The organism is Synergistaceae bacterium (assembly GCA_012521675.1).
GTDB lineage: Bacteria > Synergistota > Synergistia > Synergistales > Aminobacteriaceae > JAAYLU01.
On record JAAYLU010000070.1, the window covers coordinates 43,970 to 54,732 of the forward strand.

Below are 10,763 nucleotides of genomic sequence, written 5' to 3' on the forward strand. Positions count from 1 at the left end.
GGCTACTCCGGCTTCAGCATAACCGCCCCGAGGGGAGGCAGGTTGATGGTCAGAGGGTGCCAGTCCGAGCCGGACGCCTCTCTCGCCGTCACGCCGCCCAGGTTGCCGATTCCGCCGCCTCCGTAGGCCTCGGCATCGCTGTTCAGCAGCTCCTTCCAGTTCCCTCCGACGGGCACGTGGAGTGTGTAGCCGATTCGAGGCACGGGGGTGAAGTTCAGCGCCGTCAGAACCGTCTCCCCCGACTCGCTCCTTCTGAAGAACGAGACCACGCTCTGCTCCCAGTCCGAAAAGTCGCACCAGCTGAATCCCTCGTGCGAGAAGTCCCTCTCGTGCAGGGCGGGCTCCTCCCTGTAGACCCGGTTAAGGTCCCTCACCCAGCGCAACATCCCCTCGTGGCGCGGGTAGTTCAGCAGGTCCCAGAAGAGGCTGTCGTCGTGGTCCCACTCCCGCCCCTGAGCGAACTCGCTACCCATGAAGAGAAGTTTCTTGCCCGGATGGGCGTACATGTAGCCGAGCAGCAGCCTCAAATTGGCGTACTGCTGCCACTCGTCGCCCGGCATCTTGCCAAGCATCGACCCCTTGCCGTGCACCACCTCGTCGTGCGAGAAGGGAAGCAGGAAGTTCTCGGTGAAGGCGTACATGATGCTGAATGTGATCTTGTTGTGCTCGTACTTCCTGTGGACCGGGTCCTTCCTCATGTACTGCAGCGTGTCGTGCATCCACCCCATGTTCCACTTCATGCCGAAACCGAGCCCTCCCAGGTAGGTAGGGCGGGTGACCATCGGCCACGCGGTGGACTCCTCCGCCATCGTCTGCACGTCCGGGAACTCCTTGTAGATCGCCTCGTTCATCCTCTTAAGGAAGGAGACCGCCTCCAGATTCTCGTTGCCGCCGTACTTGTTAGGCACCCACTCCCCCTGCTTTCGCGAGTAATCCAAGTAGAGCATGGACGCCACCGCATCGACCCTGAGTCCGTCGGCGTGAAATCGATCCAGCCAGCAGAAGGCGCTGCTGATGAGGAACTCTCGCACCTCGTTGCGTCCGAAGTTGAAGACCCTGCTGCCCCAGTCGGGCTGGAACCCCTGCCGCGGGTCCTCGTGCTCGTAGATGCAGGTGCCGTCGAAACGCGCCAGCCCGTAGCCGTCCTCCGGAAAATGAGACGGCACCCAGTCCAGGAATACGCCTATCCCCATCTGGTGCAGCACGTCGATCATGTACATGAAGTCCTCCGGCGTGCCGTAACGGCTCGTCGGCGCAAAGTAGCCCAGTGTCTGATATCCCCAGGATGCGTAGAAGGGGTGTTCCATCACCGGAAGCAGCTCCACGTGGGTGAAGCCGGCGTCCAGCACGTACTCGCCGAGCTCGTGCCCGAGCTCCCTGTAGGAGAGGGAGCGGAAGCCCTCCGCAGGCTTTCTTCGCCACGAGCCGACGTGGACCTCGTAGATGGACATCGGGGCGTCAAGGGCGTTTCGCTCGCGCCTGTTCTTCATCCAGTCGCCGTCGCCCCACTTGTAGTCGACGGGCCAGACTATCGAGGCTGTCTTGGGGGCTATCTCCCAGAAGGAGGCGAACGGGTCGCCCTTCTCCACGACCGAACCGCTCCTGGTCCGCAGGGAGAACTTGTACAGAGCGCCCTTGCCCACCCCGGGGACGAACCCCTCCCATATTCCGGAGCTGTCCTTCCTTGGCGATAGGTAGTGCCGCGTCCTGTCCCAGCCGTTGAACGAGCCGACCACGCTGACCTCGCGAGCGTTGGGCGCCCAGAGGCCGAAGTACGTGCCTCTCTCCTTGCCGTCGTCCACCACCTGGGCGCCCAGCTTCTCGTACAGGCGGAAGTGATTCCCCTCCCTGAACAGGTACGAGTCCATCTCCCCGAAGACCGAGAAGTCGTAGCGTATTTTTCCAGCCTTTGACATTGCGCCTCCCCCTCCCGACCTGAACTATGTCCATTTTAACCCAGAGGAGGCTGCGCCGATACCCCCTTAGCTTCCCGAGTCCAGCCTGCTAAGCCTCGGCCAGACCAGGTAGGCGAGAAGGACGCAGACCACGAGATTCGGGGCCATGAAGGTCGCATTGTACACGGACGAATAGACCCATACGTTCGTCCCCTCCGGTGCGAACGACCCGAAGAAGACGACTCCGGACAGCACGTGGCAGACAAAGCGGAGAAACGCCCCGACGACGAGGCCTATCCAGATGGGTTTGTCCCTGAGGAAGCCTGCCGTCCCTAAAACTCCGAAGGCGATCGGGTAGTCGAGAGCGGCTTGTACCGGGTGTGCTATGTAACCGCCGGTGATGAGCTGCAATACGCCCGATACCGCCCCGGCGGCGCAGCCGTGCTTTCCGCCGCGGCGCAAGGCGAACAGGAACAACGGAAGCATCTCGAGGGTTATGGACCCTCCCTGTGGCATGCTGAAAAGCCTGAGACCGGAGAAGACTACCGAGAGGGCCACGGCGAGCGCGCCCTCGACCAGGATGGTGATTCGCGAGTTAAACAAAAGACATTCCCCCTTTGACAGATATCATCGGTGGAATGTCCTATAAAAGCGGCACCTTCCCTTCGCCGGCATTACCCGGATCAGGTTCCAGGAGTCGGGGCCGTATCGCCCCCTCTCAGTCCGTGTCGGACTCCCCCGATGCATTTAAACGAATTATACACCCGTTTTACGAAAAGTGTCAAAGCCCAGGGCGAAATCAAACCGCCGGTGGTATCATCTTACCGGAGGCGGGAGCTCCCGGGGGTAGAGTCCTGCATACTGGCGGGGCTTCCCGGCCAGACCGCCCGCTCTGTAGCCGACTCCATCCGGTTCGCCGCTACACGCAGGACACGGGAGTCTGCGAGAAGACCTCGCTGATCGCCTCGATCGCCTGGTCTATCTCCTGCCTGGTTATCACCAACGGCGGCGCGAAGCGGATGATCCAGTCGTGGGTCTCCTTGCAAAGAAGCCCCTTCTCCTTGAGGGCTGTCGTATAGAGTCGCGCCTTTCCTGCGGATTCGTTCAGCACCACCCCTATTAGCAGCCCCTTGCCTCTCACCAGCTTTATCCCGGGCGAGTTAATCGCCCTCAGACCTTTCATGAAGTACTCGCCTAGCTCCGCGGCCCTCTCGGTCAGATTCTCCTCAACCAGCACGTCGATGGCCGCTGTCGCCACGGCGCAGGCCAGGGGATTTCCGCCGAAGGTGGACCCGTGGGTCCCGGGCTTGAAGACTCCGAGTATATCCCTGTTCGCCGCTACCGCAGACACGGGGAATACGCCGCCTCCGAGTGCCTTGCCCATGATGATGATATCCGGGTCTATTCCCTCGTGCTGGAACGCGAAATCCTTTCCGGTGCGGCAGAATCCGGTCTGTATCTCGTCAACTGCCAAGAGAATTCCGTTCCTGCGCGCGATGGACTCAAGCCCCTTGAGGAAGCCGTCGCGGGGGACGACCACGCCCGCCTCGCCCTGTATGGGCTCGACCAGGATACCGATGGTGTTTTCGTTCACCGCCCGCTCCACCGCCTCAAGGTCATCGTATGGGACCACCCTGAACCCCGGGGTGAAGGGGCCGTAGCCTTCCGTCGCGTCGGGGTCGGTGGAAAACGAGATTATGGTGATGGTACGGCCGTGGAAATTGCCGTCGAAGACGATGATCTCCCCCCTGTCCTTCGGCGTGCCCCTCACCGTGAAGCCCCATTTTCTTATGGTCTTCAGGGCCGTCTCCACCGCCTCCGCCCCCGTGTTCATCGGAAGCACCATCTCCTTGCCCGTGAAGGCGGCGAGCTTCCGCGCGAAGAGCGGCCACCGGTCGTTGTAGAAGGCGCGCGAGGTGAGGGTGAGGACGTCCGCCTGATCCTTCAGCACCTTGATTATCTTCGGATGCCTGTGCCCCTGGTTCACCGCCGAATAGGCGGACAGCATGTCCATGTAGCGCCTGCCCTCCGGGTCCTCGGCCCAGATGCCCTCCGCCTTCGATATGACCACCTCTAACGGGTGATAGTTGTGCGCTCCGTACTCGTTCTCCATCTCCATAAGCTCTTCAGATATGCTGCTCGACATGCTGCCCCTTCTTTCTCCGTTGATATACCCGCGCTCGAACAAAAATAAACCATAGTTTAGTATTTCATAACTTGTAAATTCTGGTTCGGTCAGGTTGAGAGTATTATGCCCCTCGCCGCGGATAATTGCAACGCGCGAGAGGAGAAATACATAATATTTTCTTCTTTTAGGGGTTATTAGAGCGGTTTTCGAGGCCTCGTTCCCCCTCGGCATCCGCCTCAAGGGCCATCAGCTCGACGAATCTCATGAACAGCGGCGGCAGAACGCGAAGGAAGTACGGAAGGTTGATGCGTTCGGAGTTCTTGTGATCATCCTTGCCCAGCGGACCGAAATTCGCTATCGGGACGTCCAGGCTTTTGAGGTCTTCGAGAGGGAATCGGTAGGCGCTCCCCCACAGGGGCATGTTTTCGGCGAGGGCATCAAGCTCGGAGGGCTCGCCCTGGAATCCCAAGTAGCTCATGTCCATTATGCCCTTGAAGACCTCCACCATGCTGATCTCCACGCCCGAAGGGGCGGCCTCCTCCACCAGCCTGCGGGCGGCTCGAAGCAGGGAGAGCTCTCCCGGCGTCTCCCGCCTGTTGAGCCTCGGAGGGTAGTAGGGGGGCAGGAATCCGACCACTATCAGCGGACCCTTCTCGCCCGACAGGTCGAGAAGAAAGGAGGCCGCCTCGATGCATCTCTCCCGCTCGTCCAGAGAATCGGGAAGAGACTCGGTGAACTCCTTCAGCGCTGCGTCAAATCCGTCGGTGCGCCTTCGCGCACGTTCCGCCAGTTCGGCGAATGAGAGCACCCTGCCCGCAAAGCGAGTGCCCGTGCCCGCTTTTTCCCCGTACCCGGCGAGTCGCTCCAGCGTCATGTCAAGCGCTCGCTCCGCCGTCTCCTTCATCTCGTCCAGGACCCGCGCCGGGGTCTTCGAGACAGTGAGGACGTTATAACAGGCTACCGCCCTCTCCGGTATCGTGACGGAATAGTTCCTGACCAGGTCGCGGAAGCGCAGACACGCCGCCGGGGGGAACCTCTCTCCCTCGTGTTCCTCCGCCGTCTCCGGCGCCCCCTCGAGCAGCATCGCAAGGTGCGCCATTACCAGGGACGAACTAACCCCGTCGTAGTAGTCGCCCACGTGAGCCTCTCGAGCGGCGCACAGGAAGAAGGGCATCAGCTTGCCGATGGTGCCGACGTACACGGCGGCGGGAGAGCTTCGGCCTCCCACCGACGGCTCGGCGTTGAGGCATGCGACATAGTCCACCCCCCACTCCTCGCGCAGGCGAACCAACCAGGGCACGGCGCCTCTCATGCCGGCGGAGCTGTTCTCCTCGTCGGGGACCGCGAGAAAGAGCACGTTCGCCGGGAAAGAATCGAGGCGGGATACCTCTGCGAGCAGGCACATCTCGAGGGCGATGCCCGCCTTCATGTCCGAGACGCCGCGGCCGAACAGGTATTCGCCGCTCGCCAGATCCGCCCTGGCCTCCTCCGGTATCTCCAGCTCCCCCACTCGCCTCGTGTACTCCTCCGGGGAGAAGGCCAGGTGCTTGAGGTGGCCGCACGCCCCGGCGTCCACCACGTCGAAGTGCCCGGTGATGACGACCGTCCTTTCGGTCGCGGGGGCACTCTTCACCAGGGCCGCCACGGCGCTTCTGCCCAGCCTGTCCTCGTCGATCGGTAGCAGGCGCAGGTGCGAGGGGTTTCGACGGAAGTAGTCGAGCTCTCCCAGAATCCCGACAATAAACTCGGCAACCCGGTTCTCCTCCGCCGAGTACGATACGCTCGGAATCGAAACGAGATCGAGCAACAGGCGGTACAGATCCTTTTCATTCAAGGAGAGCACCGGCTAGACCTCCTTCGGAGTCGCTTCCTCGGACTCGCCATGATCGAGCTCGGCCTGCTTCGGTCGGTCCAGCCAGACGTACATCCTCGGCGGAGCAATCTTTATCCCCTGCTTCTCGAACAGAGATACCAGGCGGAAGCGGATGTCGCTGCACACCTTCATGCCGGACGCGTTGCCCATGTCTATCCACAGGTAGAGGGTGAACTCAAGGGCGTTCGTCCCGATATCGCCGAAGACCACGAACGGCTCGGGGTTCTTCAGCACTCGGGTATGGTCGGTGGCCGCCAGCAGCAGCAGCTCCTCCACCTTTCTGACATCGGAGCCGTGAGCAACGCCCACCTTGACCATCGTCCTGATCCTCTTGTCCGTGAGGGTCCAGTTGACGATCTTGTTGTTCAGGAAGTAGCTGTTGGGCATCAGAACGTCAATGTTGTCGAAGGTCTTTATGCGCGTGGCGCGGCTCCCTATCTCCTCCACCGTGGCGAACTGTCCGTCGATCTCAATAATGTCATCGACCCTGATGGGCATGCTGAACATGATTATGAATCCGCTTATCAGGTTGTTGAAGAAGTCCTGCGCGCCGAATCCGATTCCGATGGCGAGGGCTCCGCCGAGGAAGGCAAAAGCGGTCAGTGGTATCCCGACCAGGTCGAGCGCGACGAGGATGAAGGCCCCCATCAACAGGAAGAAGAGTATCTTCTTTCCGGCCATCCTCGCCATGTTGTCCATTCCAAACCGGGCGAAGAGCATCCTGCTCAGGGCCTCCGTCAGCCTGCCGCTTAGCAGAAACGCTCCCAGGAAGAGGGCCACGGCCAAGGAGAGCTTCCAAACCGTGATGTCGAAGCCCTCTCCGGACCACAGGGTTATGTTCCAGAAGGCCAGGAAGCGCTCCTTGCCGAACGCCGTCACCCTCTCGGCTATGTTCACCGCGTCTATGCGATCGTTTATCTCCTCCTCCAGCCGGTTGTACTGGCTGATGACGGGGAAAACCATCGCCATGGTCGCGTTGGCCGCCTCAGCTGTGCGATGCAGCAGGTTCAGCCGCGAGCGGATGCGCGCCGCCACGGACAAATTCTCGCTCTCCTCCAGCTCCTTCTGGGCCGAGACTATCTCCGCCTGTATGGACGAGGCGCTCCTCTGGCGGACCATTATCACGTTCTCCAGGTTCTTCTGGCGCGCCTGGGCCTCGGCCCTCATGTCCCAGATCTCCTGCCCCTTGAGGCTCCCCTCTATCAACATGTATCTCAGGCCCCAGATACGCTGCTCCTCCTCCAGGAACTGGACCTCCTGCTCGGCCTGCTCCAGCACGACCTGGGCAAGCTGAAGGGCGACCTGCTGCTCCGCAACGGCGGCCTGGGCTAGCTGCCTCTCCTTGTCGCTGCGGGCGCTGGTGAGAGCTCCCTGCTTTCTGGACAGGGCCAGGCGGGCCTTCTCCCTCTCATCCCTGAGAGCAGGCAGCTTCTCCCGGGCCTGGGCCATGCGCTCCCCGATGCTCTGCAGCCGGTCGTCCCGGTCCTTCTCGTCGAACACGAGGTTCTCCTCGACATGGGCGAGCTCCTTGGCCAACTCGTCCCTCTCCGCCTGCGCCCTGGCCTGGAGGATCCTCTGAGTCTCGATGCTGATACTCTGCGCCTCTCGCGAGACCTGCGCGGCCTCGAGGTCCGCATCGGCCTCGGTGATGTGAAGGGACCTCCTCAGACGCTCCGGCCCGCTCGACGGCTCCGGCGCCTTCAGCAGCTCCCGGTAGCGCTCCGTCAGCCTCTGCTCATGCTCCTTGAGGGAGACAAGGTTGCTCTCGGAGAGGCGGATGCTGGACGTGGTCGAGTCCAGCTTGTGAACCGCCGTCTCGAAGCGGTTCAGCACATCCTCGTAATATGAGAGATTGTAACCGGGCTTTCCCGGGGCGACTCCCTCCGTCTTTCGAGGAAGTTCCTCCTCCCCGTTCCTGGCCTCCTCGAGCCTGTCGATCACGGTCAGGTACCTGGAGTAGACGTTCTGCAGCGAACCCAGCGATATCAGCGCCCTGCGGATGTCCTCCTCCTCCGCCAAACGCTCCTCTATCAGTATGTCCTTCTCGGAGACTATCGAGTCGATCTCCTTCTGGATCTCGTCTATCCTCGCGTTCACGCTCTGTTTTGAGAACCCCTCGAACGGCGTCTTCGGGACCTCTGACCGGGCGACGGCGGGGGGGTCGGACGTGTCCGTCGCCTCCTCGGCCATCGCGGGGCCGGGCATCACCGAAGCTATCAACAAAGCGCACAACAGTCCTAAAACGACCGGCGCAAAGACCGTCCTGGCTCCTCTCATCGACACCGCCTCCTCGATACAACTACCAGACAAGGCGGGAGCCTCTCCCCCGCCTTGTCCTTTGAAACCCCGGATGGAAATGCCCCGGCCGAGCCTAAATATCCTCGCCGGGGAAGAACTCGCGCATTATATCGGCCACGTGCTGCATCTCGGTAATCTTGACGACGTTGGAGCCGCAGAAGAAGAGCCCCTCCTCCCAGTTGCCGCGGAAGGAGTCTATCAGGGCCTGGGCTATGCAGAAGGTCTCCTTGTCCGTCTTGTAGCGGCAGTGAGTGAGGCAGTTTGCCATGCAGGGCTTGCTCTTGACGTCGCCCTCCAGGTACTGCCTGACGAATGGGGATTTCAGCGCCCGTCCCGGAAGCCCGGCGGGGCTCTGGATTATCACTACGTCCTCCTCCGTGGCGTCGATGTAGGCCTGCTTGAAGCGGTCGGAGGCGTCCCCCTCGAAGGTGCAGGCGAAGCGCGTGCCGACCTGCACTCCCTTCGCACCGAGCGAGAAGACATTCAGCATGTCCTCCCTCCCCCAGATGCCACCCGCGCCTATCACGGGGATGTCCCTGCCCAGCTCCTTCTCTACGTACTCCACCAGCTCCGGGATTACCTGTTCCAGCGAGAACTGTTCGTCGTCCACCTGGTCCATCTTGGTGACCCCGAGGTGTCCCCCGGCGTACTTGGGCGTCTCCATCACGAAGCCGTCCGGGGCCCTGCCGTAGGTCTTCTCCCAGCGCCGGGCGATGAGGGCGGCCGCCTTCTTGGAGCTTACTATCGGCACCAGGGCCACGTCGGGAAAGTCGCGCGTGTACTCAGGCAACCTCAGCGGAAGCCCGGCACCGGATATTATTACGTCGACTCCGCCCTCGCATGCGGAGCGAGTCTGCCTGTCGTAGTCGGTGAGGGCGACCATGCAGTTAACCGCTATAACGCCGTCCGGGCCGGCGATCTTCCGCGCATCCGCGATCGCCTCCTTTACGGCTATCTGGTTCGCCTCGAAGTAGTTCTTGCCGTTGTAGTGGGGAGAGTTCGCAGCAAGCCCCACGCTGGCTATGGTCCCCACTCCGCCGCATTTTGCCACGTGTCCCGCGAGACTCGGGCCCGAGATGGCGACGCCCATCCCGCCTTGGACAAGCGGAAAGCGGGGCGTGTGCTTACCTAATTTCAGTACCGGAAGTGTTGTGGTCAAAAAACTCTCTCCTCTGCTTAGTGTTCCGCCAGTCCTCTACTTCAAGGAAAAAGACATGGCCGCGACGACTCATTCTATACTATATCGAAGGATACAGGCAATAGCAGCATGACGATTGCATCTCCTCGGGCGGGCAGGCATCACAGCAGCCAAGCAACCCCGCCGGACCCTCTTCGACCAAAATACCAGCGAGCCCCAAGCGCTGATTCAGGGCCCCACCAGCCTCGACAGAGAGGTAAAATCGACATATAATCATCAGACAGTTATACCATCCGCCCGCACGGGCGAGTCCAAGAATAACAGGCTAGTCAGTTTTCTGCATGGAGGGGAGATACGATGTTCACCATCAAGGAGTTCCTGGAGAGCGAAGTGAAGCCTGCACTCGGGTGTACCGAGCCCGGAGCGGTGGCTCTTGCCGTCGCCCGGGCGAGAGAGGAGCTGTCCGAGCCGGTCAAGAGCGTCCTCGTGACCGTCAGCGACAGCATCTACAAGAACGGCATGGACGTTGGTATCCCGGGCACCGACGGACTCAAGGGCAACAACGTCGCCGCGGCTCTCGCAGTCCTGTGCGGTCGTTCGGAGTACGGTCTCGAGGTGCTGAAGGACTGCGGCGCCGACCATGCCGCCGAAGCGATGAAGCTGATCGAAAGGGGCGCGATCAAGATCGTCCCCGACATGGACCGCCACGGGGTCTACGTGGAGGCGTCGCTTCGCTCCCCCGGCCACGAGGCGGTCTGCCGCATCGAGGGGACCCACACAGGCATAGTCGAGGTCGAGGTGGACGGCTCGGTCGTCTTCACCGCCGCCTCCTCGGGGGATGAGAATCAGGGCAAGAACATACCCGACGAGGTTGCGGCCATGGGCTTCTCCGAGCTCGTCTCGCTGGTGGACACGATGGACGAGGAGGACATCGACTACGTGCTCGAGGGGGTCGAGATGAACATGGCCATCGCCGAGTACGGCTTCGACCAGGACCACGACACGGGGCTGAACATCGGAAAGACCATCCGCAAGGTCTCCGGCGCGTGCTACAACTCCGAGGATCTGAGCCTTAAGATAAAGTCCTTCGCGGCCGCCGCCTCCGACGCTCGCATGGCCGGAGTGTCGATGCCGGTGATGAGCAGCGCGGGCAGCGGCAACCACGGGGTGACCGCCATACTGCCGGTGGCGATCTTCGCGGCCCATCACGGGGCGAGCCGGGAGGAGACGGCCAAGGCGGTGGCCTTCAGCCACCTGGCCACCAGCTACGTCAAGAGCCGCACGGGCCGGCTTACACCTACCTGCGGCTGCTCCGTAGCGGCGGGCGCGGGCGCGGCGGCGGCGATGGTCTACCTGAAGACGAGGGACGTCGCCAAGGCGGCCCAGGCGATGCTGATCATCCTCGGGAACCTCGTAGGCATGGTGTGCGAC

General features: G+C 61.8%; 7 protein-coding genes and 1 riboswitch. Of the genes, 1 reads left to right on the forward strand and 6 read right to left on the reverse strand.

Annotated elements, in window-relative coordinates:
* Nucleotides 1-2 precede the first annotated feature (2 nt).
* The 6 genes from glgB to GX181_07330 all read right to left on the reverse strand — a co-directional run bounded on the left by glgB (nucleotide 3) and on the right by GX181_07330 (nucleotide 9,353).
* Nucleotides 3-1,868: a 1,4-alpha-glucan branching protein GlgB gene (glgB, locus tag GX181_07305; protein ID NLM71747.1), complete on the reverse strand. Its 1,866-nt coding sequence runs from the start codon at nucleotides 1,866-1,868 to the stop codon at nucleotides 3-5.
* A 114-nt stretch (nucleotides 1,869-1,982) separates the two neighbouring features.
* Complete coding sequence (gene thiT, locus GX181_07310) at nucleotides 1,983-2,498, reverse strand: energy-coupled thiamine transporter ThiT (GenBank protein ID NLM71748.1); 516 nt, start codon at nucleotides 2,496-2,498, stop codon at nucleotides 1,983-1,985.
* A 39-nt stretch (nucleotides 2,499-2,537) separates the two neighbouring features.
* Nucleotides 2,538-2,645, reverse strand: a riboswitch (TPP riboswitch).
* A gap of 169 nt (nucleotides 2,646-2,814) precedes the next feature.
* Nucleotides 2,815-4,041: an ornithine--oxo-acid transaminase gene (gene rocD / locus GX181_07315; protein ID NLM71749.1), complete on the reverse strand. Its 1,227-nt coding sequence runs from the start codon at nucleotides 4,039-4,041 to the stop codon at nucleotides 2,815-2,817.
* Between the two features lie 166 nt (nucleotides 4,042-4,207).
* Nucleotides 4,208-5,866, reverse strand: a complete 1,659-nt coding sequence (locus GX181_07320; protein NLM71750.1) for a M20/M25/M40 family metallo-hydrolase — start codon at nucleotides 5,864-5,866, stop codon at nucleotides 4,208-4,210.
* A 3-nt stretch (nucleotides 5,867-5,869) separates the two neighbouring features.
* Nucleotides 5,870-8,173, reverse strand: a complete 2,304-nt coding sequence (locus GX181_07325; GenBank protein ID NLM71751.1) for a mechanosensitive ion channel — start codon at nucleotides 8,171-8,173, stop codon at nucleotides 5,870-5,872.
* Nucleotides 8,174-8,267: 94 nt separating this feature from the next.
* Nucleotides 8,268-9,353 carry a nitronate monooxygenase gene (locus GX181_07330; protein NLM71752.1) on the reverse strand — a complete coding sequence of 362 codons (1,086 nt, stop codon included), beginning with the start codon at nucleotides 9,351-9,353 and terminating at the stop codon, nucleotides 8,268-8,270.
* A 336-nt stretch (nucleotides 9,354-9,689) separates the two neighbouring features.
* Between GX181_07330 and GX181_07335 the strand changes: the two genes are divergently transcribed.
* Nucleotides 9,690-10,763 (forward strand): serine dehydratase subunit alpha family protein (locus tag GX181_07335; GenBank protein ID NLM71753.1); only part of this gene is annotated, 1,074 nt, incomplete at its 3' end.